Source organism: Streptomyces sp. NPDC059443, assembly GCF_042750105.1.
Classification (GTDB): Bacteria; Actinomycetota; Actinomycetes; order Streptomycetales; family Streptomycetaceae; genus Streptomyces.
The window spans coordinates 117,922-141,342 of the sequence record NZ_JBHYVM010000005.1; the positions used below are offsets into that span (position 1 = coordinate 117,922).

The following is a 23,421-nucleotide window of genomic DNA, read 5'->3' on the forward strand; positions in this document are numbered from 1 at the left end:
CTGGTCAGCGTCGTCTTCCAGGGACGCCGTTGTCAGTGGCGGGGGTTACGTTCGGGGTGTTGCGAGGGGCGTTTTCCGACAGGAGTGGACGATGATCGAGAGCAGTGTTCAGCCCGCGCTGAGGGTGGTGCTGACCGATGTGAACGAGCGCGTGGTGGAGGCATGGCGGGCGGCGTTCGCGGACACCCCCGGCATCGAGATCCGCAGGGGCTCGATCCTCGACGAGGACGTCGATGCCTGGGTCACCCCGACGAACTCCCGGGGCCGGATGGACGGCGGGGTCGACGCCGCCATCAAGCGTCACCTCGGATCCGCCATCCAGCTACGTGTGCAGCGCGCGATCCGCGACCGGTTCGCCGGAGCCCTCCCGGTGGGCAGCGCGGTCTGCGTCCCGTCGGGGGCAACCGCTCCCCGGTACCTCATATCGACGCCGACCATGGTGCGGTCCTCGCAGAACGTGAGTGCCACGCTGAACGTGGCACTGGCGTGCGCCGCCGCGTTCCAGGCCGTCCACCGGCAGAACCGGCAGGCGCCGGGCAGCATCCGCTCCGTGGCGCTGGTCGGGATGGGCGCGCAGACCGGTCGGGTCCCGGCCAGGGTGTGCGCCAACCTGATGTGGACCGGGTTCACGCTCTTCCACGACCACTGGTTCGAGGATGACGACGAGTTGCGCGCCACGATCATCGCTCAGCTCAAGGGCATCGAGAACGCCCCCGTCGAGGAACGGGTACGCATCGTGCCCCCGAAGGCCGTTGAGCCTGCCCCTGCCGACCACTTCGCCGACCAATCCTCCGATCACTCCCCCGGTCACTCCGCCGGCCAGCCCGACGCGAGCGACGACCCCTTGGTCCTCACCGAACTCTTCGACGGAGGCGGTGAGCCTTGGCTTCCGCTCCTGAAGCCCGTCATCGAGGGGCTGCCGGACGCCGCCCGCTTCATCGGGAAGGGCCGCAGTCCTGAGATCGTCCCGGTCCGTGAGCTGACCTTCCAGGCCCTCAAGCCCAACCCGCCGCACAAGTGGAAGGTGGTCGCCTTCGGCCAGAACCCCTACCCACGGCCGGAGAGCGCGACCGGCATAGCCATGTTCGACAACGCCTTCAACGACTGGAAGGACAGCCAGTTCGGCAGGGTCGTCAGCATCCGCTGCATCATCAAGGCGGCGGCGATGTGGAAGTACGGCATCGCCAAGAAGACGCCCATCGCCGACATCCGCGCGCTGTTGAAGGAGCGGGACACCGTACAGCCGCCGGAGTGGTTCCAGGCGATGCTCACGCAGGGCGTGCTGTTGCTGAACGCCTCGCTCACGGCCAGCGGCGACGGGGCGCTGGGCACCGACCAGCACACGGCGTTCTGGCGGCCCGTCGCCGAACGGATCGTGGAGGAGATCCTCAAGGCCAAGCAGGACGCCGACGAGGAGGACCGCGGGGTCGTCTTCGCCTGGTGGGGTGCGCACGCCCGCAACCTGAAGAGGGTCGTCCTGCGGCTCCAGGAGAAGTACCCGGACGTCGAGGTCCGACACATCGACCACACGAACCCGGCGGCGCAGGGCGACGTCTTCTGCGAGGGCGACCACTTCGCCATGGTGAACGAGGCTCTCGCATCGCTGGGCGCCGACGTGATCGACTGGCTGCCGAGCAAGGGGTGGAACGCGGGGGCGGCCGGTGCGGACGGGGCGGTCGCGGCGCGCATGGGCACTTTCATCGAGTCGACCATGAACCTGCACCAGCTGTACCTCGACCGCCTCACGAGCGTCAAGGACGAGGGCCTGGTCCTCCCCGCGATCACCGGCGTGTTCGATACCCCGCTGATGGACTTCCAGGACGCCGTCGCACCGGTCGCCGAGACGTTGTCCGGACTCGCCGGACACATCGTCCGGTCACGCGACTTCGGCAAGCGGCGGGCCGACGAGACGTCCGGCAGCCTGTCCGCCGACGCGATAGCCGCCCTCTACCTCTACACCTGCGAGTCCGCCTTCTACCGCGAGATCAACGCGGTCCTGCGCTCCCCCGACCGCAGCAGGGTCACGCCCTACCTGCCTTACCTGCGGCTGCTGTTCTCGGCGGTGTCGGCACTGCCCGCCCACACGCAGCCGCTGTGGCGCGGTGTGTCGCTGGACCTGCGGGCGCAGTACCCGGTGGGCCGGACGGTCACCTGGTGGGGCGTCTCCTCGTGCACCTCCGAGCTGAAGGTGGCCCGGTCCTTCCTGGGCAGCCGCGGCAAGCGGACGCTCTTCGAGGTGACGCCCGCCCAGGCGGTCGGGATCCGGAGCTTCTCCGCCTTCACCGGGGAGGAGGAGTACATCCTCACGCCGGGCACGCAGCTCAAGGTGACGGACGTGAAGAGCGAGCGCGGCGGACTGTGCACGGTCAGGCTGACCGAAGTGGACGCCGCTCCCGTGGTGTCCTGACCGCCCCTGCGGGCCACGCGCCCGCACTGCCCGGTGGGTCCGCTCACTCCCGGGGCGTGCCTTCGCTTCGTACGTCGGAGCCCTGCACCAGCAGGGTGGACAGTCCGTCCAGGAGGCGTTCGAGGCCGAACGAGAAGCGGGCCTCCATGGATGGGCCGGTCAGGTCATCGGCGAGGGCGACCAGGCTGGGGAAGGAGTCCTGGGGCAGCCGGCGGAGCTGCTCCCCCACAGCGCCGGCGGCCTCTTGGCGGCTGGCGCCCATGGCCTCGGACGCGGAGACCGGCCCCTGTTCCTGGAGCACGAAGCCCTGGACGAACGCGCCGGTCACGTAGCTGATCATGGCGGCGTCGGCGTCGGAGAATCCGGCCTCCCGCAGGCGGCCGAGCTGGTCCTCCATCAGGCGCAGCAGGTGGGGGCCCGGAGCGAGCCGGCCCGCGACGACCTTGGCGGCGTCGCGTTTGCCGAGCAGGTGCCGGCGGTAGCGCACGCAGTACTCGCGCAGCTGCTCGCGCCAGTCTCCCTCCCGGGGCGGCGCCTCGGCGTCGGCCATGAGCTCGTCGGTGAGCAGGTCGAGCAGTTCCTCCTTGTTGCGCACGTGCCAGTACAACGAGGCCGCCTTCACCCCCAGTTCGGCGGCGACCTTGCGCATCGACAGGCCGTTGATGCCCTCGCGCTCCAGCACCCGCAGGGCCGCCTGAACGAGCGCCGGTCGGGTCAGCCCCGGCTGTGACTGTCCGCCATCAGCACTGCTCTCCACGGCCATCGGCCACCTCCGTCCGCGGGTCCCGCCGGGAATCCCGCTTGCCAACTAACACCGTTAGGGGCAGTCTAGCCGCACCGACCAACCGACTAACACCGTTAGGGAGCGCGATGATGAAGCCGCCCGCCCCACACAAGGGGCTCGTGCTCGCCACACTGTGCGCCACGATGTTCATGGCGATGCTCGACAACGTCATCGTCAACAACGCACTGCCCCGCATCGGGCAGCAACTGCATTCCGGCGTCACCGGACTCCAGTGGGTGGTGGAGGGCTACAGCCTGGTCTACGCGGCCCTGCTGCTCACCGGCGGCACACTGGGCGACCGGTTCGGCCGCAGGCGGATCTTCCTCACCGGCCTGGCCGTCTTCACGGCGGGCTCCGCGGCGGCGGCGCTGTCCGGCTCGACCGGCACGCTGATCGCCGCCCGGATGCTCCAGGGCCTCGGCGCGGCACTGCTCACACCGGGCAGCCTGTCCATCCTGCGCCACGTGTTCACGGACGAGAAGGAGCGCGCCAGGGCCGTCGGCCTCTGGTCCGGCGTGTCCGCGCTGGGCCTGGCCGTCGGCCCGGTCCTGGGCGGGCCGATGGTGGACGCCTTCGGCTGGGCCAGCGTCTTCTGGATCAACGTCCCCATCGGGGTGGCGGGGCTGCTGCTCGCGGCCCGGGTGCTTCCCGAGTTCGCGACCCGCGCCAAGCGGCTCGACCTGCCGGGCCAGACGCTCTCCGCACTGGGATTCGGCTCGCTGGTGTACGCGCTCCTCGAGGGGCCCACCCGCGGCTGGACCGACACCCGAGTGCTCGCTCTCGCCGCCGTGGCGACACTGGCCCTGCCCGCCTTCGTAGCGGTCGAGGCCCGCAGCGCCGACCCCATGCTCGACCTGCGCTTCTTCCGGGACCGGGTGCTCACCGGCGCCGCGGTGAGCGGGTTCATGATCAGCTTCGGCATGTTCGGAGCCGCGTTCTTCCTGCCGCTGCTCATGCAGGACGTGATGGGCTGGTCCCCGTCGGACGCGGGCCTCGCGGGCCTGCCGATGACCGTGATGATCGTCGTCGCCGCGCCGCTGTCGAGCGCGCTCACCTCACGCCACGGCCCCCGCCTCCCGCTGGTCACCGGCCTGGCCCTGTGCGGCACGGCGCTCGGCGCCCTCTCGCTCTACGGCGCGGACGCCCGCTACCCGCAGTACGTCTGGGTGCTGCTCACCATGGGCCTCGGCATGGGGATGACGTTCACCCCCGCGTCCATCACGGTCATGCAGCGCGTCGACCCGGCGCGGGCCGGCATGGCCTCCGCGACCCTCAACACCCTGCGCGAGATCGGCGGCGTCATCGGCGTAGCCGTTCTCGGGGCCGTCCTCACCAGCCGACTCACCTCCAACCTGACCGAGTCGCTCCACCGGCTCGGCGCGCCCGCCGGGCTCGGCCACCACCTCCCCGGCACGGCCCCGGACAGCGCCGCCGCATTCCCCGCGCCCGTCCGCGACGCCGTGAACGCCGCGTTCATCGACGCCCTGCACCTGGCGCTGCGCTGCGGCAGCGCCGCCCTGGCAGCCGCGGCACTCCTCGTCGCACTACTCCTCCGCGCGCGACGGGGCGTCACCCCGCCGCCCACCGCCGGCCAACCGGCCCCGCGGCCGGAGGCGGCGCACCGGTAGGCACCACGGGGATGGACAGGTCGGTCATCGACATATGCCGGTTACCGAGCTATCGTGACGCTCGTGAACGATCAAGCTCTGCGCGAGCCGACCCTCCTCATCCTCACTGCGATCGCCGACGCCCCACGGCACGGATACGCGATCGCGCAAGAGGTCGAAAAAATCTCGGAAGGTCGCATGAAGATGCGTACCGGAACGCTGTACGGGGCCCTGGAGCGGCTCCTCGAACAGAAACTCATCGCCGTCCACGAGGAAGAGGTGGTCGACGGCCGCAGGCGGCGCAGCTACGCGCTGGCGCCGCACGGGCGCGAGGTGCTGGCCGCCGAGGCGGCCCGTATCGCCCGCACCGCCCAGGAGGCGACCCGGCGCCTGGGGCTCGGGGCGACGGCCGCGCCCGGCCTGCTCGGCTTCTCCGACGGGACGGTGTCGGCGTGACCGCTCTGCTGAAGCTCTACCCGGCCGCCTTCCGCCGGGAGTTCGGCGACGAGATCGCCGAGGCGTACCGCGAGGCCACCCACGGCGCGGGCCGGGCGGCCCGGGTGCGGGAGGCCCTGGACGTCACCGGGCACGCGCTGCGCATGCGACTCGGGCTCAGCTCGGCACGGCGCCCCGGGCGGCTCGTGGCGGCGCTGGCCCCGTTCGCCGCCGTCGCGGTCGGCGCGCACGTGATCTGGTGGATGGGGCTGATCCTCGCGACCGCCGGAGCACCCGACCTGCCCGGGGAGTTCGCCGTCCCCTACGTCCTGCTGGCAGCCGCCTGCTTCGTCATCGCGCAGGGCGCCGCGATCGCCCTCGGCGGCCGCTGGGCCGCGGGCACCTGGACGATGCTGACGGGCTTCGTGGCGATGGTCCTGCTCGACCTGCTCCGGTCGGGCGGCGGCCTCGCGGGAACGGTCTTCTTCAGAACACCCCTGCTCCTCGTCCTGCTTGTGGCCCTGCTCTGCCCGGCGGACCTGCGCCCGCAGCCGCGTATCCGTACGGCGGCCGGGCTGGGCGCCGTCGCGCTGTGGACGACGCTCCTGACCGCCGCGCTCACGCTGGGCCCCCTGCCCGACGGGGCCGGCGGACTCCGATTCGCCGTACCGGCGGCAGCCGGGCTGGCCCTGGCCGGGCGGCAGACGTTCGCGCGGCTGCGTACGGCGCCCGCCGTCCTCCTCGCGGCCCTGCCCTTCTTCGTCCTCGGCATGACGGTCTGGAGCGGGGACGTCTACACCGGCCCCGCGCTGCTCGGCCTCCTCCTCATCACTGCGGTCACGGTGAGCATCCGCCGACGCCGCGGCGGCCGGAACCCGGCCACCGAGGCCTGACAGCGAGCGCGAGCCGCCCAGCGATCGGCCGCACCCTGCCGTGGGCGGGCGACGCGGGGCGGCTCTGCCGCCCGTAGAGGCGGGGTGCGCACGGGCTTACCCCGCCTCTACGGGCGAAGGTCGCGTGGTCCGCGCGCGACGAGCGGGCGGCCGCCGTCCGTCGGTAGGAGAACGATGAACCGCCAAGAACCGTCCTCGACGCGGGCCAAGCCAATCGACGCAGCGGCATCAAACGCCTCGGCGGCGGGCGACGGCCTCCTTGCGGCACCGCAGGCACGACTGCAGGGCCTCGGCATCGAACAGGTGCAGGGAGCGGGTGACGCAACGCGCCGAGATACCGCACAGCGTCCCGCGCGAGCCGATCGCGTGGTCGACACCGCGAACGACCAGCCATCGTTCGTGACGGGGATCATGCGGAGGAGCTTCCCACAGCCGTCCGTCCGGGCCCCTGCGGAGGCGCGCTGGGAATGGTCGCACTGCGGGGAGCGTAGACGTGAAAAGTGAACTCGACTAGCGTTTCGCGGATGGACCCGGAGCGTGCCGCACGGCTCGACAACATCCGTACTCCGCGCGGCCGTTACGCGAAGGGCGTCCGCCGTCGCAACGAGATTCTCGCGGTGGCTCTGGAGGTCTTCGCGATGCTCGGCGAGAAGGGTGCGCTGATCAAGGAGATCGCCGACCGCATGGGCATGTCCCAGGCCGGCGTCCTGCGCTACTTCGGCTCGCGCGAGGGCTTGTTGATCTGGGCCCTGGCCGAGCGCGACAGGCTCGCCAAGGAACGGATCGCCCAGGAGTCCTACGGAGACCCGGTCTCACCGATGGCCGCGACGCTGCGCCGCAGCGGCGATGTGGCCGGTCTGGTGCGCCTGTACGTGAGCATGGCGGCCGCGTCCGGCTTCCCCGACCACCCGGCGCGCGATTTCTTCGAGGTCCGCACCGGCGACATCCTCATCGCCCTGCGCGACGGCCTCGCCGAACTCCAACGCGAGGGCCGCATGCGCCCCGACGTCGCCCCCGAGGCGATCGCCCGGCTGGCCCTTGCCGCCGCGGACGGCATCCAGCACCAGTGGCTGCTCGACCCCACCGTGGACATGGGGGGCGTCATCGACACGATCGTCGCGTTGGTCGTGGACGTCGCACCGCCCTCCTGACGCCCCCGCACTGCCCCGCACCGCACCGCCCAGGTCAGAGCCTCCATCCGGCGGCGCCGCACGGCAGCCGCGTACGCAAAGGAGATCGTCCTTGACGCACGGACCGAGCCACCTCCCCGGCACCGTACGAACGGTGCCGCTCCCCTCGCGTACACGGCCGGGCTCCCGGAGCGGACGCGGCAGGCGTACAGCGGCGTTGGCGATGGTCCGCGCGTCCCGCCGGGCCGCCGCCTGTGCGATCGTCGCGGTACTGGCGCTGTCGGGCTGCAGCCGAGCCGGCGGCGACCGGTCCCCGGAGGGACGGGCCGTGGCCACACCGGTACCCGAGGGCGACGCGTTCTACGACCCGCCGCATCCGCTGCCTCCGGGCAAGCCCGGCGCCGTAATCCGCCAACGCCCTTACACCCCGCCCGAGTTGAAGCTGACGCTGCCGTCGCACACCGTGCTGGTGATGTACCTGAGCACCGGGACCGACGGCAAGCCGGTGGCGGCGAGTGGGCTGGTGACCGTTCCGGACGGGCCCGCACCCGCCGGCGGGCGGCCCGTCGCCGCCGTGGACCACGGCACCATGGGCATCGGCACGACGTGCGCCCCGTCCCGCATGCCGGCCTTCGCCGGACTGGAGGACACGAGCGCGGTCGCGAAGCTCCTCGCGCGTGGATTCGCCGTCGTGCAGCCCGACTACGTCGGCCTGGGGGTGACCGGGGTCAGGCATCCGTACCTCAACGGCAAGTCCGCCGCGTACGCCACGCTCGATCTCCTCCGCGCCGCTCGCGGGATCGACCCGGGGGCGAGCACGACAGCGCTCGTCTACGGTGGATCACAGGGCGGGCACGCGGCGCTGTGGAGCGCGCACTACGCCGCCGAGTACGCGCCCGACCTCGACCTCAAGGGCGTGGTCGCCAATGCACCGGCGGTCGGATTCGAGTGGATGCCGGCCCTGTTCGCCCAACAGAGCCCGGTGGCCACGCCCTACGCCGGGATGCTGCTGATGCTCATCGACGGAGCCTCGGCGGCCGACCCGGCGGTCAAGCCCGCCGAACTCCTCACCCCCGACGCGCTGGCTGCCGCCGACCGCATCTGGACCGAGCCCTGCGTCACCGGCGACACCGAGGTCCCGCCCCCCACGGACATCCTGCGACCCGGCGCCGATCTGGGACCGCTCAACGCCACCCTCAAGGCCAGCGCCAGCAACGAAGTCACCACCAGCGTCCCGGTGTTGTTGCCGCAGGGCGGCAACGATGTGTTGAGCAACCTCAACCAGACGCTCGCCCGGGAACTGTGCGACAAGGGCGTGAACCTGGAGTTCAAGTACTACGCCGACCAGGGGCACACCATCAGCGACGGCCCGCTGGACGACGCGATCGCCTGGCTGGACGCCCGGCGCGCCGGTACGCCGACTACCGCGAGCTGCGCGTTCTGAACGGGGTTGATGCGGGTGCGGCTCATGCCGTCAGCGCTGGAGTCGCTCCGTCAGGGCGCGGAAGATGAAGAAGTTCGGGATCCGCCGTACGGGCGTGGTCGTGAGGCTGCTCCAGCGGCCCGCGACCCGGACCCTCACGAACCCGTCCTGTACCGAGACCTCCTCGATCTGCGGCCAGGGCACCGACTTGTCACCGGAGCCGATCTCCGCGGACGTCAGCCACAGGGGGCCGAAGTCGAGGCGCTGCCCTGCGATGATCCGGTCCGCCGCCTGAGGGAACTGGGCCTCGGTGACGGCCAGTTGGATCACCGGCCCCCATTCTTGGGGGTTGGCGAATCCGCCGCTCAGGGTCATCTGTTCGCCGGTGGTGTCGGTGACCGTGTACGCGTACGTGATGTTGGTGGTCTGGCCGTAGCGGGTGTGGCGCACGATGTTCTGGAGCACAGAGGTGTCGGCGTTGCGGACCGCCCGGACGCGCCCTCCATGGGCGATCGTGAGCCCGTGCTCGTACAGGTCGAGCCGTGAGCCCTCGTTCCGGCTCGCCGCGCCGCTGTATCTCACGATCGCGAAGAGGAAGATGAGAAGCGGTACGGCCAGGACCATCGCCAGGGCCGGGTATCCGGTCGCCAGGCTGATCACCGCGAGGACCGCGACGATCACCGCACCGACCGAGACGCAGCCCGCGTGTCTGCGCTGCGCCGCCGCGATCGACGGGTAGGCGGCCCGGTGCCGGCCCAGCCCCTCCCGTACCGCCAGCCGCCCGATCTCCTGAACGAGCGCATCCCCATGGGGCGCAGCCTGGCTCATCGTCGAATCCCCCGTACCCTCCGTGCGGCGAGCAACTGACCTTACGGTGATCCAACATTGGGCACGGGGTAGTGGTTGTCAATGAAACGAAGGCGGATGTGGCGGACACCTCTGGCCACGGCGGTGATGTGCGTGCGGGGCACGCAGGGGCACTGGCCCGGTGAGGTGAACCTGTACCTCGGACGGCGGCGGGGACGAGTCGCAGCGGTGGCAGACCCCCGAGGCGCATCCCACACTCGTTGCCGGAGACGAACACGACGGAAGGGCAGCAGCCAATGCCGCGAACCGGGGAGGAAGGCGGTACCGCGCGCCCGATCGGTACGGTGACCCGGCGTCGGAGCAGAGCCGCACACCTGCGGACCGCGATCAGGCGAACCAATCTGGTCCCGGCATTCCTGGTGCTCACGGTCATGATGGTGGCCCTGTGGCTCATGGGCATGCCGTTTCTTCAGGCCCTGACGATCTCGACCGCGGTGAAAATCGCGATGGCCCTCCTCGAACTCCGCCGACTGCCCGAACCTCCCCACAGCTGACGCGGCTCACCGAGGGTGATGCGACCGGGGCGACCGCGCTCTTCACGGTACCGCCACGACCTCCTGATGTAATAATCATTGAGGCAGTTCGTCTATTACCTACTCGGGGGGAACCTTGCCTTTCGCGCACACGGCCGAGGCCGCACGAGCATGGGTCCACGGCTGGACCGTTTCGCGCGGCGCAGCCGAACCCGTGACCCACGCCTGGGGGGTCACCATCGACGTCGGCCTCTCCGGACACGTCATGCGCCACGTCCTGCACTCCGCGGACGAGGCGACCGTCCGCAAGATCACCGACCACGCCACCGCGCCCGGCGTCTGGCTGAAGGCGTTCGTGCCGCCGGAAACGCTCGAACCCTGGCTCGCCCCCGGCTGGCACCTCGCCGGCGGAGCCGGCTACCTGATGTCCGCTCCGCTGCCCGCCGGCCAGGCCCAGGCCTTGGCCGAACCCGACGGCTACCGGCTGAGTACCTGGACTCGCGCCGGCGTCACCCGCGCCCTGGTGCGCACCGCCGACGGCGCCTTCGCCGCGCGCGGCCAGATCGCCGTCACCGGCCTCGGCGCCGTCGTCGACCAGGTGGAGACCGACCCGGCCCACCAGCGCCGCGGCCTGGGGCGCCTGGTGATGCGCAGCCTCACCGCCGCCGCCGCAGGGCAGGGCGCCACGGCAGGCGTGCTGGGCGCGACGCCGGAAGGGCGAGCCCTGTACGAGACGATGGGATGGCGCACACTGGCCCCGCTGACAGGCGCCATGCGGGGGCTGCCGACGGCGTCGCCGTCGAGGTGATGCGTACCACTCTGCGCGTGCCCCGGGATGGGCATCCGTGATCATGACCGCATGAACGCTCGTTTCCTCGGTATCCCCGATCTCGCCGAAGTCCCGTCCGTGGCCGTGGTGGTCGACGTCATGCGTGCTTTCACCGTGGCCGCCTGGGCCTTCGGCCAGGGGGCGGAGAAGATCGTTCTTGCCGGGTCGCTGGACGAAGCCCTCGCGCTCAAGGCCCAGCACCCGGATTGGGTGGCGCTCAAGGACGGTCCGCCCGCCCCCGGGTTCGACGCCGTCAACTCGCCAGGCCTCCTGCGGTCCATCGACCTCGGCGGACGGACCGTCGTGCAGAAGACCACGGCGGGGACGGTCGGCGCCCTCGCGGTCAAGGACGCGCCGCTGGTGCTGTGCGCCAGCTTCGTGGTGGCGGACGCGACGGCTCGGCTCCTGCGGACACGCACGGGTGACGGCGTCACGTTCGTCGTCACCGGCGAGGACGGACAGGCCGATGAAGATCTGGCGTGCGCTCAGTACATCGCCCGGAGAACCACCGAAGCCGGTACGGATGCCGCCGAGTTCCTCCGCCGCGCCGCCACGTCGCGCGCCGCCGCCGAGCTGACGGAGGGCGTACGTCAGGGGGTCCATCCCGATGACGTCGCACTCTGTCTTGAGCTCGACCGGTTCCCCTTCGCCATGGTGGCGACCTTGGAAGGCTCGCTCATGGTCCTACGTCCGCACCGCGTCCCCTAGGCCGCGCGCGCCTCGCCTCGTCGTCCGCGGGCCGGTGTCAGCAGGCGACGCTGGTGGAGGCGGCGGCCGCGGTCTCGTTCAGCTTCTGTATCTGGGGTCGTATGGCGGTGAGCGCGTCCTTGCCGGTGGTGTCTCCCGGCAGGCCCTCGTACGCCTTCTTCAGCCCGTCGGCGGCGCCGCTCACGGCGTCCTTCTTGGCACCCTTCAGGTCTCCCAGGTCACTGCTGACGGCGGCCCAGTCCTTCTGCACCGCCTCGTAGGCGTCCTTGATCTGATCCTTCGTGGCAGTGGCCGGGTCGAGGGCGTCGAGCTTGGCCGTGTCACCCTTGAGCGCCGACAGGTTCGTGCACAGCGCGCTCGCGGCCTGCGTGGCCTTGTCCTTGGGACTGCTGTCGTCGGAGCACGCGGTGAGACCGAGCGCGGCGGTGGCGCAGAGCATGGTGGTCGCCACGAAACGCTTCATGAAAGATGCCCTTCTCTACGGGAATCCGCTGCCTCCGCGAGAGCTTCGCGGATGAGGCACCGGACAGGTCCGGACAAACTTTCCATAACCCGTCAGATTCCGCATCCGATCACCAACCGCGCGCACAGGCTGTGTTGGGACCGTCACTGATCTGCGGTTTCGTCATCCCTCACCCGTATGGCCTACGTGTGCACGCGATCCCCGAGGTGCCCCTCAAGCGGCACGTGCCAGCGCTGACACGCCATCACTCCCGCTCCCCGCCCCGCCGGGATCGGACGCTCGCCGCTGTCGAAGTGCGGGGTTCGGCAAGTGGTGTTCGGATGGCAGCCGTGCGTCCTCCTCGGCAACAGGCCGGACGCACTCCCCCGGCCGCCACCCCGTGGTCTCCCCTCGCCTGTTCGAAGGAGAACGACATGTCGACGCTCACCGCCTGGAAGTTCGCCGATCCCAACGCCGCCGCCGAGGTCGAAGGCACCCTGCTGTCCCTCCAGAAGCAGGGGCTCATCCAGATCCACGACGCGGCCGTGGTGTCCTGGCCCGACGACCGCAAGCAGCCCAAGACCAAGCAGCTCAACAACCTGACGGCCGCCGGCGCCCTGTCCGGGACCTTCTGGGGCATGCTCTTCGGGCTGATCTTCTTCGTGCCCCTGCTCGGCGCCGCCCTCGGCGCCATCGGCGGGGCCCTCGGCGGTTCCCTCTCCGACGTCGGCATAGACGACGAGTTCATCGACGGAGTCCGCGCGGAGGTGAAGCCCGGCACCTCCGCCCTCTTCCTGCTCACCTCCGATGCCGTCGTGGACCGCGTGCACGCCGCCTTCCCCACGGGCAGCGCCCAGCTCCTCCGCAGCAACCTCTCCACCGCGGACGAGGCCAAGCTCCGTGAGGTCTTCGCCGCCTAGGCCTGGCCGGTCTCGAAGCGGCTCACCTGCCCGCCGGCGACGTCGAACCGCCAGGCGGTGCGCATCTCACCCCAGGTGTCGTTGCGGTAGTCGACGACCAGGGCCCGTCCGCCGTCGGCCTCGGAAGTGACGGCCATGTGCCCGCCGGAGGAGAAGATCTCCCTCTCCGCCCAGTCGGCGAGGTCACGGTCCGACCCGTCGTCGGACATGGTCGCGCCCGGGGTGAGCGCCGCCTGGAAGGCGGCCCGGTCACCGGCGTTGACGGCGTTGACGAAGGCGCGGACGGCGGGGTCGGAAAGCTGAGCCGGATCGATCACAGGGGCCTCCTGGTCGGCGTACGGAAACTGCTGCGCGACCAGGAAACACCAGCAGCGACGACCGGGGCGTCAGGACCCGCCAGGTCAGCAGCGCCGGCTGTCCTGCGTGACGGTGCCCTGAGCGGTGCTCACCGTGCGGTCGTAGCAGCCGCCCGGCGCCCCCGTCCCGTAGAGCCGGTAGCGGGCGGAGGTGGTCGCGATCGCGTGCCGCTGGTCGCGCGGCACGTTCGCCGTGTAGCTCGCGTCGCCCGTGTACTGGTCGTCCAGCCGGGACCGGTCGGTCTCCCGGCCCCCGCGCAGGGTGACGACGTCCGCACGGTCGCCGAGCGTGATGACGGTACGGAGCCGGTCGCCCGCGCCGAGCGTGGTCTCCCCGTCCATGGTGTACGTGCGGTTGGTCCGGGTGGTGGTCGCCCCGCGCGTCACGCTCTCCTCGTCGGTCCAGGTGGCGCTCAGCCCGTCGCGGTCCTCGCCCTCGGTCCAACGGTGCACCGAGGTGTTGTGGACGGTGCGCGTCACGGTCGTGGTGACCCGGCCGTGCGAGGTGTTCAGGTATCCGGCGACCGTCAGCCGGTGGCCGCCCTCGGTGTCCAGGCGGTGCTCGGCGCCGGGTGCGGCGGGCGTCCAGTGCGAGGAGTTGGCCGGATCGTTCTGCTCTTCGCGGGTGATCGCGCCGGTCACGACCTCGCGGGCCGCGTCCTGCCAGAGCAGCAGATTGGCGGGCGTGCTCCAGCCGCTCTGTCCGGCCGGTACTCCGGCGACGGATACGTCGATGCGGTGCGGGCGGCCGTCGTTCAGGAGGGCGGCGTACGGGGTGAGGTCGTAGCGGACGGGCTGGACGTCGAAGGCGCGGGGGCCGGGGGTGACGTACCAGAGGTATACCAGAGATACCCTCTGGAACAGGGGTCTGACCTGCGGTTTCTCGGGTGAGGGCCTGGTCGGCGGGGAGGGCGGGTTTCCCGCTGTTTCCCCCGCTTTCCTGGGGTTCCCGCGTGTCGGGGGCACCGTCATGTGCCGTGTAGTGCCCGGTATCCGACGGACCGTCAGTTTCTCCGTGGTCGCGGCTGTGGGCGTTCCCGCTCTCACGGCCGCACTTCCCACGGTCGTCCGCACGCAAGAAGGTCCGACCACCCCCGAAACGGGGCGTGCCCACCATCACGGGGCGCGGTCGGACCTTCATCGCGATGGAGTGATCCCCACCATGCGCTTCTCGCCCTTCCCGGGGCTCGAAGTGCTGCGTCGTGCGAGCTTCCCGGCTCCGCGACGCGCGGCCCACCGGAGTCAGACCTCCCGTGAACACCCCAATTTTGGCACAGGCGGGCTCAACCCGTCACGCCGTGGCCGGAGTTCGGCCACTCACATCACCCTGCGCATCCGCTCCGGCACAAGTTGTGCCGTCTGTCAGCGGACGCGGCGCCACATGTAGGCATGACCGTTCCGCCCCCGTTGGGCCGAATGGCCGAACTTCTGCGCGTCGTGGGGCGGTGGCCCAATGAGCGCCGCTCTCGCCGCCGCGATCCCGCAGCAGCGCCGGGCACGCCTGGAGCTGATCGCCGGGGACCTGCCGGACTCGCCACTCCGCCTGCTGCCGGGGATGCGGAAGCGCTTCCGCCGGGCTGTCGCCGCGCTACTCGATTCCGGCCCGAGGCTGTCCGACCCGGCCGCCCTGGTGCTGCTAGTCATCGTGGCCAAGCTGAATTTCGCGTCGGGCCGGCTGGAGACTTCCGTGCCTGAGCTTTCCGACTGGACCGGCACGAGCGGGCGCACGGTGGACTCGGCGCTGGCTGAACTCCGTAACGGCGCCCGGATCGAGTCCCAGCAGATCCGCGAGGACAAGAAGGTCGTCGGCCTCAAGGTCCGCATCCCCGCCGTCGACAACGCCCAGCGCTGCCCCGGCTCCGCCCTCGCCCTGACCCGGGTCGAGCTGTCCGTGCTGCTGCGGTTCCTGGAGGCCGTCATCGGCCCCGGCTGGGAGTCCAAGGGCATCACCCCCGGCCTGATGGCGAGGCGAGAGGGCAAGGGCGCCTGCACGGACCGCCTCGCCGCCGTACGCGTCATCCTCTCCGCCCGCTCGAACGGTCGTCTGCGCATGGCCGGGGGCAAGCTGACTGACACCCGCCGCTCCCGCGCCGCGCACGCAGTGGCCCGGCTCATGGGCTGCACCCCGCTGGCCGCGGACCATATCCTGACCCGGCTCGAAGCGCACGGCCTGGTCGTCGCGCTCCGCACCGCCACCACGTCCGGCATGGTCGCCGGCACGGTCTACGAGATCCCCGCGATCAAGCCCTCGACCTCGGTTTCTCGGTCCCGCCGGTACTTCGGTCAGCTTTCTCCGGCCGCGGCCGAACCTGTGACCAGGGAGAACGCGGGGGAATCCTTGAAGGGGCGGTCCCGCCGGTACTTCGGAGCTACACACCTCCACGCCCCACTGGCTGACGTAGTTGTTCAAGTTGAGGAAGTGGATGGTTCATCCGCCGAAGGCGCTCTTCGGCTGAGCCACGACGGCGGCTATGCGCGCGAGGCAACATCGGGGGACGGCGCGCTCCGCGCGGAGGCCAGCAGCCTCTTCACCGTCTCGCAGGGCGTCCACCACGTCGTCTCCGAGATCCCGGGCCTGATGGACCGGCTGAGCAAGGGCCAGAAGCTCAAGGCCCGCTCGATGATCCGCTCCGTCCTCACCGCGCACGGCTACACCGCGCAGGACCTGGCCGACCACCTGACCAGCCGCCTCGCCTGCATGAGCCTGACCGACGCCGAATTCAGCGGCTACATCTCCAGCCCCTTCGGCTGGCTGCGCATCCAGCTCCCGGACCTCGTGCGCTGCTCCTGCTGCTCGCGGACCACGAGCGCCATGGCGGGTTCGACGACCACGGTGTGCGGCCTGTGCTGCGAGGCCGAGCAGCGCCCGCAGGTGCCCGACGTCGACCCGGCCACTGCCTGCGCGGCCGTACTGGAGCGGTGGGCGGCCGAGAAGCCCCGGGACGTGCCTGAGACGCCGCTGGAGCCTGCGGGTCAGCCGCGGACGGTGTCGCTGACCGACCGTCGCCGAGCCCGGCGCGGGGTTGCCGCCGGGGCTCCCGAGCGCAATGTGGCCCGGCTCGCCCGCTACCTCGAAGGAGGCATCCAGTGAGTTCCGCGCAGCGAAAAGCCCCCGCCGTGGTGTCGACGGGAGCCTGGCAAGAACCCCTGCTACTCAGCGGTGGCCGGCTGGGTCTTCTCGAACCATGCGACCGGGACAACGACGGCGGCCGGGGCTCCATGTCGGTGCAGCCGCACGCGGGCGCCCTCGAACTGAACCCGGCGCAGGATCACGGCGAGTCCGGCCCGAAGGTCGTCCACGGTGTGCGGCCCGTCGTCCGGCTCACCCTCCTCGCCCAGCGCGGAAGCGGCCTCGGCGTACCGGCCGGGCGGCAGCAGCACGACGGCGGCCCTGCCCCGGCGGGTGACCGCGACGGGGGTGTTCTCCAACTGGGTCCGGTCCAGGACCCGGGCCAGGCCCCGGCGGGCGGCCTCCAGCGCGATCGACTCCATGGCAGGAATCGTAAGCCACCGTAGGGTTCCGTGAGTATCCTTGCGAATCCGTAAGGTTCAGTGGCACACTCGATCCGCAGCAACAAGGGCCCATCTGGCCCGAGTTGAAGACACGGCACCGCACCTGACCAGCGAAAACAGCGCCCGGAAACGGCTCACAAGGCCGCGAAAGGAAGCGCACGAGGTCTTGAGAACTCCACAGGCACCGTCAGAGCCCCCCGCAACGAACGGGGGGACGGCCTCAGCGACGGAGAACTTGCCACGGGCGGCCCCAGCGGGGCGCTTCAACAGGCGGAGGTGCGACACCTCTACCGCCCGCGACCCACACGAAAAGCCCTGGTCAGCGACGCAACCGCTGCCAGGGCCAGGAACCCACAATCAAGGGATTCGATGTGAAGAAGGTACCGCTCCTCGCGGCCAGCGTCGTCCTCGGCGCGGCCACGCTCACCGGATGCGCGGGCACCGCGTACGCCGGGAACGACTGCCTGATCGGGCAGCCGACGATCCAGGCGCTCAGCCCCGACCGCGTGTCGGGCTACGTCACGGTGACCTGCAAGACCCAGCCGAAGACGCAGACGCTGGCGCTCAAGATCCAGCACCAGCGCGCCGGTGCCTCCGCCTGGTCCACCGTCAGCACCAACCCGCCGGACTCCAACCCCGTGGGCCCGGAGCGGCGGTTCTCGATCACGGCGCCGTGCTCGCCGGGGAAGTGGCGGATGGTCATCGCCGTCAGCGGCGTCTCCTCCACCGGCAAGCAGTTCGACAGCGGCGAGCAGCCCTCGCCCAAGGAGACCGAGATCAAGAAGTGCTGACCCTGCGGACCTCCTTCACCAGGAAGAGAATCCGCCACCGGACCGACAGCCAGGTCTCCACCAGCGGGTGATACCGCGGCCGGGGGCCGTACGCGAACCAGACGTCCTCGACAACGGGCCCGCGTCGGACCGTACGGGCGATGTCCCGCAGCTCAGCACTCGTCATCGGTCCAGGCTCCCACCGCCGGCCCGGACACCGCACGAGAACACGCAAAAACCCCGGAGGGTGCAGCGAACACCTTCCGGGGCCTTGAACACGAACCCCCTCATACCCAGGGAGATCGCTTTGAAGAAGGTACCGCCCTCCGTGCCGCCGGTTGACAGGGGCACTGCCAAGAAGACCGCCACCCGCCTCGCGAAGGGGTGGACCCGATGACCGCCGCCGAGCACGAGCAGGCCCGCGAGCAGGAGCGCGACGACATGGTCCGGCTCGCCCGCACCAAGACCGAGCGCGTCCTCACCGAGCATGGCGTGGACCCCGCCGAGATCGCGCTGATCATCGGCGGCGCCGAGTGAGGCGCCACACCGCGGTCATCCTCGGCCAACTCAGCCTGGACGACGTCCCGCTGGCCACCGGCCGCCGCACCCTGACCGCCGCGGACCGCGCCCGGGTCGCTGAACTCCGGTCCCGCCGAGCCGCCCGCGAGTGGCACCGCATCGCCGCCGACTTCTTCCGGGGGATCGGATGAGGCCCCAGCGCCGTCAGGCGGGATGCGGAACAGCCGTACTCAACATCGCCGCCGTCCTCTTCGTCATCTGGCTGGCCCTGCACATGGGGACCGGCCAGTGATTCCCCGACCGCCGCTGAATCAGCGGTACCGATCCATGGGCGCCTACTTCGCCGGCGCCCGCCACGCACGTGCACGACTCAGAAAGGGGGGCCGGTGAGCACCACCATGGCCACCGACATGATCCAGACGTACGGGCCGTGGGTACTTCTCGCGGGAATGACCGTCGCCCTGGCGCTGGTCTTCTTCAAGGCTCGCCGGCCCGAGAAGTCGAAAAGGAAGTTCTCCGCCGGAGTCGTTTCCGCGGGCTTCGCGTTCATCGTCTGCACGGCGGTGTCCCTCAACACCTCGTACCGGTTCACCCTCGACGGCCTCGCCATGACCGGGACGCCGGAGCGGGTCCTGGCCTGCGCCGGGTTCGAGGCGCTGATCATGATGTGCGTCCTCGGCGCGCGTGAGCGTCTGGCGAGCGAGGAGAAGACGCCCGGCTGGTACGGAACCGCCGTGTGGGTCTTCGCCGCCCTGGCAGCGGTCCCGGCCTGGCACGAAGGCCACGGCCTCACCACCGGGACCGTCGTCCGGATCATCGTCGGCTCCTTCGGGTCCGCGCTGTCCGCCCACGCCGCGCTCGGCCTCGACCTCAAGCACCGGACCGGCCAGGAGTCGCAGGGCCCCATGGCGGTGCTCCTGCGGGATCTGCGCGAGCGGGTCATGGCCCGGCTCGGCCTGACCGTACGCAACCGCACCGCCCAGCAGATCGCCGCCGACCGCGCCCTGACCAAGGCCGTGGAACTGGCCGACGAGCACGCCCGCATGACCGACGAGGAGCGCAAGGGCAAGGACGGCCGCAAGCTCTCCGGCCGTCTCGCCGCCCAGCTCGACCGCTCCGGCGTCGCCCTCGACGGCGCCCAGAAGGAACGGCTCCTCGCTCAGCTCGCGGTCCGGCGTCACGCCGCCGCACTGCACGCCCTCGACCTCCCGTCCCCCTGGGCGGAGACCCCCCTGGAGGACGCGCACGATGCCGTTACCGATACCCGCCCCGAGGAGATCGAGGGGCCGCTGGAGCACCCGCCTCACTCCGTTGGTCCGGTACCGGTTACACCCGCCCCGGTGGTCAACACGACGGCATGGAAGGGGCCCGAAAAGGGTGGCCTCCCCGCCTTCATCGCTCTGTCGACAAAACCGCTGGTGGCATACCCGCCAAGCGCGCTGAACGGCGGTCAGGCGGATACCGGCCCCGAGCCCGAGGGGAACACCGCCTCGGTACCCGCCCCGGCCGAGCCGGAGCCCGAGGAAGAGGTGCCCGCCAAGGTGCCGGAGCCGGTGCTGGCGGCTACCGCCCCGAAGCCTCCCGCCGTCCGCGCCCGGGTCGAGGGAGTACCCGCCAGGCGCCGCCCCGCCCTCACCCACGAGGAGCGCGTGGAGGCCATCAGGGCGGCATTCCCGGGGAACGGTCTGCTGTCCGTCTACCAGGCCCGCCAGGAGGTCAGCGGCCGGGATGACGCGGTACGCGCGGCTCTCGTTGAACTGGGCCGATGGAAGGGCGTCGGGGCGCCGTGATGTCCCCGCAGTGCAAGCCGAAGGAGAAGGAATGGCCAAGGAAGTACGACCCGTGACCTGGCTCGCCAGATGGGTGCTCGCGCCGGTGACGACCTGGAGGGCGAACCGCTACATGGCCGCGCACCCCGGGACGGACGCCGAAACGGCCTGGCGAACGGTGCGCCTGGTGAACCACCCCTACGAAGCCCACTACCAGCGCATGCGCGACACGAAGGACTGACCGGCTGCACATGGTCCCGCTCGACTCTGCACTCCGGGGTCGAGCGGGAGCCACGGGCCAGCCGGCCCGCGCAAACGAAACGACGCCCGAGCCCACTTCTCACGGCCGGCTCGGGCGTCTGTGTCCCAGAAAGGACAGAGAGAGTGTCCCAGATACTGAACAGGCGCCGTCGCCCGGCGTACCGCGTCACCCGTACGGGCTACTTGCTCCACAGCGTGCCCTCCGCCCCGCTCCACACCTCCGTGCCCGGCGCCGACGAGATCGCCGTGCAGAACCGGCTGTTCCGAATGGGCGTCGGCCGGTGAGCGACAACATCGCGTGGCACAGCATCCCCGAACCGGACCAGGATGATCCCCCGCAGACCGTCACCTACCCCCCGCCCTACCCCGCACACGAGGAGAGGGAGGGGGGCCAGGCTGGCTGTCTCGTCGCCGTCGGACGCCACGTCGGGGCGCTCCTCGCGGGCTGGCTGATACCGCTGCCCGCGCTGCCGGGCACCGTCCCCGGGCCGCTCGCCATGCAGTGCGCCGCTGCCGGGGTGAGCCTGCCGTTCCAGTGGGCCGGTACCGCCCTGGTGGCCGTGTTCGTCGTCCTGGTCGCCGGGACCGTGGTGGGGGCCGTCACCGGCGGGGAGTGGCTGGCCGCCTTGTTCACGCTCTTCGCGCGGGTGGTGTCCGCCCTCGGCGCCCGGCTCCTGGCCGTGCCGGTGGTGCGGCGGGTGTTCGGCTTCGCCCTGCTGGCCGCGGCCTGGTCGATGTTCACGGGCGCGCTGCTGTGGGCGCCCTTCCAGCACTTTCTCATCGGGGGAAATTAAATGGTCGTCACACTCGGATCGCTCACCGTCGGACTGGTGCTCTTCTTCACGAAGATCGTCCGCGCGTCCAGCGGCGGGGGAGGCGCTCCCACAAAGGGTGCCAAGGCCACCGCCGGGAAGGCCTTGAGCTTCGTCAAGCTCAACTGGCGTGGGCTGCTGCCGTTCTTCGCGTCGACCGCACTATTCGCCCTGGCCGGCGGTACGGCCGGAGGGTTCATCGGGACGGTTCTGGGGTGGTTCCGGGGCGGGATCGGCGCGGCAGGTGACTGGCTGATCGAGCACGTCTTCGGCCAGTCCACCGTCTCCGGCACCGGCAACGGCACCCACGGCCTCCTCACCCCCTTCGGCGGGGCGGTGATGATCGTGGCGTTCGCCCTGATGGTGACCTGCTGGAACAAGCTCCCCGCAAGCTGGAAGCTCGATCTCCGGTGGGGCATCCCGACCGGGATCACCCTCGGCCCCTTCGTCAACGGCGTGATCCTGGTCGACGCCGCCAACTGGGCGGGGGAAAACACGATCGGCTACCTCTTCACCCACGGGGTGGGATGATGACCGACCGGAGATTCGCCGTCATCCCGGGCGCCGCCCACACCGGGCGCCAGCTCGGCCGCTGGTGGACCGGGGACGACCTCTCGGATCGGTGGCTCCACGCCGAATGGCTCAACGGCCAGTACGTGGGCTGGTTCAACCGCAACGCCCGCCGGACCCACGACGCCGAGAAGACCGTCACCGAGCTGGAGGCCTCCTACACGCAGGCCGAGGAGGACGGCAACACCAAGAAGCGCGAGAAGCTGCGGGAGAAGATCCTCACCGCCCGCGAGCTGCGCGACGTCTACCGGGCCGAGGTCTTCGATCCGCTGCCGTTCACCGAGGACGACCTGAACGACACGCTGGGCGGGGCCGTACGCCGCCGCAGGTTCTCCTTCCTGGCCGGCGTGGCGGCCTTGGTCATCCTGACCCGGTACACCGGGGGCTCCGTGCTCCTGGCCGTCGGGGGAGCCGGGTTCGTGGTGGCGTGGATCCAGGGCCGGTGGCCCCGCACGCTGGAGGCGGCCGTGAAGCTGCGCGAGGAGATCGACCCGGCCCTGATGGCACCCCCGGAGCCCGAGCCCGAGCCGGTGCCGGCCATCGCGGAGGAGCCCGAAACCGTCGTCTCCCAGGCCGCCCTGGTCGACGTCGTACGCCGGGGAATCGGAACCCGCAACGGCGTCCACCTGGTCGACCTCATCGCCCCCCTGAGCAAGCTCGGGGCGCTCGGCGAGGAGACCGTTACCGGCGTTCGCACGGTCCTCTACGCGGCGGGGATCCCGACGAAGGACAGCGTGAAGTACCACCTTCCCGACGGGAAGCAGAGCGTGAAGGAAGGCGTCAACGCGAAGGAGTTCCAGGTGTGGCTGGACGCTCCCGAATCGGGGCCCGAGCGTATGCCGATCGGGCAGTCCGGTTACGTGGTGTATCCGAACGGGAGGTCCGGCGGGAGCCCTCCGGACTCCGCTCCCCCGCTGCCAGATCCCGCGTGAATCCTGGTAGTTCCTACCTACCTACCGAACCTACCCGGCATATCGGACGAAATTCGAGGCGGCCGAGAGGGGATGCCGATCGTAAACACTGCTGCCCTCACATCACGCATTGTGACGTTTCTCCGGTGGCACCCAAGACGCCCCAAGGCGTGGCACCATCCCCTCAACACCACGTTAAGGAGGGCAAGTTGAGTACCTGGGACGACCTGATAGACCCCGGCAAGGTCAAGGCGCTGTGCATGTACGGCACCCTCGGCCTCGCCATCGGCATCACCGCCGTGTTCTCCCCGCCGGCCGCCGGGATCGCGGTCTGCACCGTCCTCTTCGGACACTGGGCCCTCGCCCAGATCATCCAGAAGCGGAACGGCCCGGCCCACCCCTTCGACGGCCCCGCCGAGCTGACCCACCGCGCCCGCCTGGAGGTCGACGACCTCGCCCACCACGACCCCGCGTACCGCGAAGCCGCGGGATACCTCGACCTCGCCGAGGAGGCCCTCAAGCGCGCGGCCCTGCCCCTGCCACCCGCGTAACCGCGCCATCAGCACACCCAGTAGCCCCCGGCCCTACGCAACACCGCCGGGGGCTTCGTCTTGCCCGAAAGGACCCTCGTGTACAACCCCTACGCCGCCCCGCCCGCGTACGCCCCGGCACCGGCCCAGAGCAACGACAAGACCGTCATACGCGTCTGCGGCGTCGTCATCGCTGCCGGACTCCTCACCATCGGCGGGTTCGTCGCCTACGCCGCGAGCGACGGCAACGATGCATTCGACGCCTTGCGCCCGACGCCCCCGAGTGCCGACTACCTCGCCGGCTACCAGATGGGCAAGGAGGGCCGGATCGCGGACGGACAGTACGCATACCTCATGGACGCCCCCACCGCCGACCAGGTCTGTGGCCAGGAACTCCTGGCCGGGAACTACGAGCACTCCACCGGCAAGCAGGGCAGGGACTGGCTCGACGGCTGCATCGACGGCGAACTCGGCCATCCCTCCCGCTGACTG

28 protein-coding genes and 1 pseudogene are annotated in these 23,421 nt (G+C 70.8%); 22 read left to right on the forward strand and 7 right to left on the reverse strand.

The window, feature by feature from the left end; genetic code table 11:
* Positions 1-91: 91 nt before the first annotated feature.
* Positions 92-2,407, forward strand: coding sequence for a macro domain-containing protein (locus ACFXDJ_RS06570; protein ID WP_384653276.1), 2,316 nt, complete (start codon positions 92-94; stop codon positions 2,405-2,407).
* A 43-nt stretch (positions 2,408-2,450) separates the two neighbouring features.
* Here ACFXDJ_RS06570 and ACFXDJ_RS06575 read toward each other — a convergent pair whose 3' ends face one another.
* Positions 2,451-3,170, reverse strand: a complete 720-nt coding sequence (locus tag ACFXDJ_RS06575) for a TetR/AcrR family transcriptional regulator (protein ID WP_384653278.1) — start codon at positions 3,168-3,170, stop codon at positions 2,451-2,453.
* A 140-nt stretch (positions 3,171-3,310) separates the two neighbouring features.
* Between ACFXDJ_RS06575 and ACFXDJ_RS06580 the strand changes: the two genes are divergently transcribed.
* The 5 genes from ACFXDJ_RS06580 (at position 3,311) to ACFXDJ_RS06600 (ending at position 8,700) form a co-directional block, all read left to right on the forward strand.
* The gene (locus ACFXDJ_RS06580) at positions 3,311-4,819 is read left to right on the forward strand and encodes an MFS transporter (protein WP_384653280.1); all 1,509 of its coding nucleotides are present in this window, start codon (positions 3,311-3,313) and stop codon (positions 4,817-4,819) included.
* Positions 4,820-4,882: 63 nt separating this feature from the next.
* Positions 4,883-5,254, forward strand: a complete 372-nt coding sequence (locus tag ACFXDJ_RS06585; protein ID WP_384653282.1) for a PadR family transcriptional regulator — start codon at positions 4,883-4,885, stop codon at positions 5,252-5,254.
* Positions 5,251-6,126, forward strand: a complete 876-nt coding sequence (locus tag ACFXDJ_RS06590) for a hypothetical protein (RefSeq protein WP_384653284.1) — start codon at positions 5,251-5,253, stop codon at positions 6,124-6,126. The genes ACFXDJ_RS06585 and ACFXDJ_RS06590 overlap by 4 nt, the downstream gene beginning before the upstream one ends.
* A gap of 524 nt (positions 6,127-6,650) precedes the next feature.
* Complete coding sequence (locus ACFXDJ_RS06595; protein ID WP_384653286.1) at positions 6,651-7,277, forward strand: TetR/AcrR family transcriptional regulator; 627 nt, start codon at positions 6,651-6,653, stop codon at positions 7,275-7,277.
* Positions 7,278-7,584: 307 nt separating this feature from the next.
* Positions 7,585-8,700, forward strand: coding sequence for a lipase family protein (locus ACFXDJ_RS06600; RefSeq protein WP_384653288.1), 1,116 nt, complete (start codon positions 7,585-7,587; stop codon positions 8,698-8,700).
* Between the two features lie 30 nt (positions 8,701-8,730).
* On the opposite strand, the gene ACFXDJ_RS06605 is transcribed toward ACFXDJ_RS06600, so the two are convergent.
* Positions 8,731-9,507 (reverse strand): DUF6585 family protein, encoded by a 777-nt coding sequence (locus ACFXDJ_RS06605; protein WP_384653289.1) that lies wholly within the window; start codon positions 9,505-9,507, stop codon positions 8,731-8,733.
* 239 nt (positions 9,508-9,746) lie between these two features.
* Between ACFXDJ_RS06605 and ACFXDJ_RS06610 the strand changes: the two genes are divergently transcribed.
* The 3 genes from ACFXDJ_RS06610 to ACFXDJ_RS06620 all read left to right on the forward strand — a co-directional run bounded on the left by ACFXDJ_RS06610 (position 9,747) and on the right by ACFXDJ_RS06620 (position 11,556).
* Positions 9,747-10,040, forward strand: coding sequence for a hypothetical protein (locus tag ACFXDJ_RS06610; RefSeq protein WP_384653291.1), 294 nt, complete (start codon positions 9,747-9,749; stop codon positions 10,038-10,040).
* A 193-nt stretch (positions 10,041-10,233) separates the two neighbouring features.
* Positions 10,234-10,827, forward strand: a complete 594-nt coding sequence (locus ACFXDJ_RS06615) for a GNAT family N-acetyltransferase (protein WP_384653293.1) — start codon at positions 10,234-10,236, stop codon at positions 10,825-10,827.
* Positions 10,828-10,878: 51 nt separating this feature from the next.
* Positions 10,879-11,556, forward strand: a complete 678-nt coding sequence (locus ACFXDJ_RS06620) for a 2-phosphosulfolactate phosphatase (protein WP_384653295.1) — start codon at positions 10,879-10,881, stop codon at positions 11,554-11,556.
* A gap of 37 nt (positions 11,557-11,593) precedes the next feature.
* Here the strand turns inward: ACFXDJ_RS06620 and ACFXDJ_RS06625 are convergent, their stop codons facing one another.
* On the reverse strand, positions 11,594-12,019 hold the full coding sequence (locus ACFXDJ_RS06625; protein WP_384653296.1) for a hypothetical protein: 426 nt from the start codon (positions 12,017-12,019) through the stop codon (positions 11,594-11,596).
* Positions 12,020-12,432: 413 nt separating this feature from the next.
* Here ACFXDJ_RS06625 and ACFXDJ_RS06630 point away from each other — a divergent pair, with 413 nt between their 5' ends.
* Positions 12,433-12,918, forward strand: a complete 486-nt coding sequence (locus tag ACFXDJ_RS06630) for a DUF1269 domain-containing protein (RefSeq protein WP_384653298.1) — start codon at positions 12,433-12,435, stop codon at positions 12,916-12,918.
* Here the strand turns inward: ACFXDJ_RS06630 and ACFXDJ_RS06635 are convergent.
* Together ACFXDJ_RS06635 and ACFXDJ_RS06640 are read right to left on the reverse strand one after the other, a co-directional pair.
* Positions 12,915-13,235: a nuclear transport factor 2 family protein gene (locus tag ACFXDJ_RS06635; RefSeq protein ID WP_384653300.1), complete on the reverse strand. Its 321-nt coding sequence runs from the start codon at positions 13,233-13,235 to the stop codon at positions 12,915-12,917. The two genes, ACFXDJ_RS06630 and ACFXDJ_RS06635, sit on opposite strands and share 4 nt — an antisense overlap.
* An 84-nt stretch (positions 13,236-13,319) precedes the next feature.
* Positions 13,320-14,114 (reverse strand): annotated as a pseudogene (locus tag ACFXDJ_RS06640) (peptide-N4-asparagine amidase); the annotation flags it as partial.
* Positions 14,115-14,727: 613 nt separating this feature from the next.
* On the opposite strand from ACFXDJ_RS06640, the gene ACFXDJ_RS06645 reads away from it, so the two are divergent.
* Positions 14,728-16,365, forward strand: coding sequence for a hypothetical protein (locus ACFXDJ_RS06645; protein WP_384848029.1), 1,638 nt, complete (start codon positions 14,728-14,730; stop codon positions 16,363-16,365).
* 59 nt (positions 16,366-16,424) lie between these two features.
* Here the strand turns inward: ACFXDJ_RS06645 and ACFXDJ_RS06650 are convergent, their stop codons facing one another.
* Entirely contained in the window at positions 16,425-16,766 is a 342-nt protein-coding gene (locus ACFXDJ_RS06650) for a type II toxin-antitoxin system Phd/YefM family antitoxin (RefSeq protein WP_384848032.1), read from the reverse strand.
* Positions 16,767-17,158: 392 nt separating this feature from the next.
* On the opposite strand from ACFXDJ_RS06650, the gene ACFXDJ_RS06655 reads away from it, so the two are divergent.
* Positions 17,159-17,578, forward strand: a complete 420-nt coding sequence (locus ACFXDJ_RS06655) for a hypothetical protein (RefSeq protein ID WP_384848035.1) — start codon at positions 17,159-17,161, stop codon at positions 17,576-17,578.
* Here the strand turns inward: ACFXDJ_RS06655 and ACFXDJ_RS06660 are convergent.
* Positions 17,565-17,744, reverse strand: coding sequence for a hypothetical protein (locus ACFXDJ_RS06660; RefSeq protein ID WP_384848038.1), 180 nt, complete (start codon positions 17,742-17,744; stop codon positions 17,565-17,567). The genes ACFXDJ_RS06655 and ACFXDJ_RS06660 overlap by 14 nt on opposite strands.
* A 206-nt stretch (positions 17,745-17,950) precedes the next feature.
* On the opposite strand from ACFXDJ_RS06660, the gene ACFXDJ_RS06665 reads away from it, so the two are divergent.
* From ACFXDJ_RS06665 to ACFXDJ_RS06710, 10 genes are all read left to right on the forward strand, one after another.
* Complete coding sequence (locus tag ACFXDJ_RS06665) at positions 17,951-18,094, forward strand: hypothetical protein (protein WP_384848041.1); 144 nt, start codon at positions 17,951-17,953, stop codon at positions 18,092-18,094.
* Positions 18,091-18,267, forward strand: a complete 177-nt coding sequence (locus ACFXDJ_RS06670) for a hypothetical protein (RefSeq protein ID WP_384848044.1) — start codon at positions 18,091-18,093, stop codon at positions 18,265-18,267. Before ACFXDJ_RS06665 ends, ACFXDJ_RS06670 begins: the two co-directional genes overlap by 4 nt.
* Before the next feature lie 195 nt (positions 18,268-18,462).
* On the forward strand, positions 18,463-19,866 hold the full coding sequence (locus ACFXDJ_RS06675) for a hypothetical protein (RefSeq protein ID WP_384848048.1): 1,404 nt from the start codon (positions 18,463-18,465) through the stop codon (positions 19,864-19,866).
* Between the two features lie 31 nt (positions 19,867-19,897).
* Positions 19,898-20,086: a hypothetical protein gene (locus tag ACFXDJ_RS06680; RefSeq protein WP_384848051.1), complete on the forward strand. Its 189-nt coding sequence runs from the start codon at positions 19,898-19,900 to the stop codon at positions 20,084-20,086.
* A 143-nt stretch (positions 20,087-20,229) separates the two neighbouring features.
* Complete coding sequence (locus tag ACFXDJ_RS06685; protein WP_384848054.1) at positions 20,230-20,391, forward strand: hypothetical protein; 162 nt, start codon at positions 20,230-20,232, stop codon at positions 20,389-20,391.
* Positions 20,388-20,900 carry a hypothetical protein gene (locus tag ACFXDJ_RS06690; RefSeq protein WP_384848057.1) on the forward strand — a complete coding sequence of 171 codons (513 nt, stop codon included), beginning with the start codon at positions 20,388-20,390 and terminating at the stop codon, positions 20,898-20,900. Before ACFXDJ_RS06685 ends, ACFXDJ_RS06690 begins: the two co-directional genes overlap by 4 nt.
* Positions 20,901-21,449: a hypothetical protein gene (locus ACFXDJ_RS06695; protein WP_384848060.1), complete on the forward strand. Its 549-nt coding sequence runs from the start codon at positions 20,901-20,903 to the stop codon at positions 21,447-21,449.
* Positions 21,449-22,420, forward strand: a complete 972-nt coding sequence (locus ACFXDJ_RS06700; RefSeq protein ID WP_384848063.1) for a hypothetical protein — start codon at positions 21,449-21,451, stop codon at positions 22,418-22,420. The genes ACFXDJ_RS06695 and ACFXDJ_RS06700 overlap by 1 nt, the downstream gene beginning before the upstream one ends.
* Positions 22,421-22,608: 188 nt before the next feature.
* A complete protein-coding gene (locus tag ACFXDJ_RS06705; protein WP_384848066.1) occupies positions 22,609-22,950 on the forward strand; it encodes a hypothetical protein in 342 nt (113 codons plus the stop codon).
* Between the two features lie 78 nt (positions 22,951-23,028).
* The gene (locus ACFXDJ_RS06710) at positions 23,029-23,418 is read left to right on the forward strand and encodes a hypothetical protein (RefSeq protein WP_384848069.1); all 390 of its coding nucleotides are present in this window, start codon (positions 23,029-23,031) and stop codon (positions 23,416-23,418) included.
* Positions 23,419-23,421 lie beyond the last annotated feature (3 nt).

Bases quoted from the DNA above. Each gene is read 5' to 3' on its own strand.
- ACFXDJ_RS06570 (WP_384653276.1), top strand. From the start codon at position 92: ATGATCGAGAGCAGTGTTCAGCCCGCGCTGAGGGTGGTGCTGACCGAT.
- ACFXDJ_RS06575 (WP_384653278.1), bottom strand. From the start codon at position 3,170: ATGGCCGTGGAGAGCAGTGCTGATGGCGGACAGTCACAGCCGGGGCTG.
- ACFXDJ_RS06595 (WP_384653286.1), top strand. From the start codon at position 6,651: ATGGACCCGGAGCGTGCCGCACGGCTCGACAACATCCGTACTCCGCGC.
- ACFXDJ_RS06605 (WP_384653289.1), bottom strand. From the start codon at position 9,507: ATGAGCCAGGCTGCGCCCCATGGGGATGCGCTCGTTCAGGAGATCGGG.
- ACFXDJ_RS06620 (WP_384653295.1), top strand. From the start codon at position 10,879: ATGAACGCTCGTTTCCTCGGTATCCCCGATCTCGCCGAAGTCCCGTCC.
- ACFXDJ_RS06625 (WP_384653296.1), bottom strand. From the start codon at position 12,019: ATGAAGCGTTTCGTGGCGACCACCATGCTCTGCGCCACCGCCGCGCTC.
- ACFXDJ_RS06630 (WP_384653298.1), top strand. From the start codon at position 12,433: ATGTCGACGCTCACCGCCTGGAAGTTCGCCGATCCCAACGCCGCCGCC.
- ACFXDJ_RS06645 (WP_384848029.1), top strand. From the start codon at position 14,728: ATGAGCGCCGCTCTCGCCGCCGCGATCCCGCAGCAGCGCCGGGCACGC.
- ACFXDJ_RS06650 (WP_384848032.1), bottom strand. From the start codon at position 16,766: ATGGAGTCGATCGCGCTGGAGGCCGCCCGCCGGGGCCTGGCCCGGGTC.
- ACFXDJ_RS06660 (WP_384848038.1), bottom strand. From the start codon at position 17,744: ATGACGAGTGCTGAGCTGCGGGACATCGCCCGTACGGTCCGACGCGGG.
- ACFXDJ_RS06665 (WP_384848041.1), top strand. From the start codon at position 17,951: ATGACCGCCGCCGAGCACGAGCAGGCCCGCGAGCAGGAGCGCGACGAC.
- ACFXDJ_RS06680 (WP_384848051.1), top strand. From the start codon at position 19,898: ATGGCCAAGGAAGTACGACCCGTGACCTGGCTCGCCAGATGGGTGCTC.
- ACFXDJ_RS06695 (WP_384848060.1), top strand. From the start codon at position 20,901: ATGGTCGTCACACTCGGATCGCTCACCGTCGGACTGGTGCTCTTCTTC.
- ACFXDJ_RS06700 (WP_384848063.1), top strand. From the start codon at position 21,449: ATGACCGACCGGAGATTCGCCGTCATCCCGGGCGCCGCCCACACCGGG.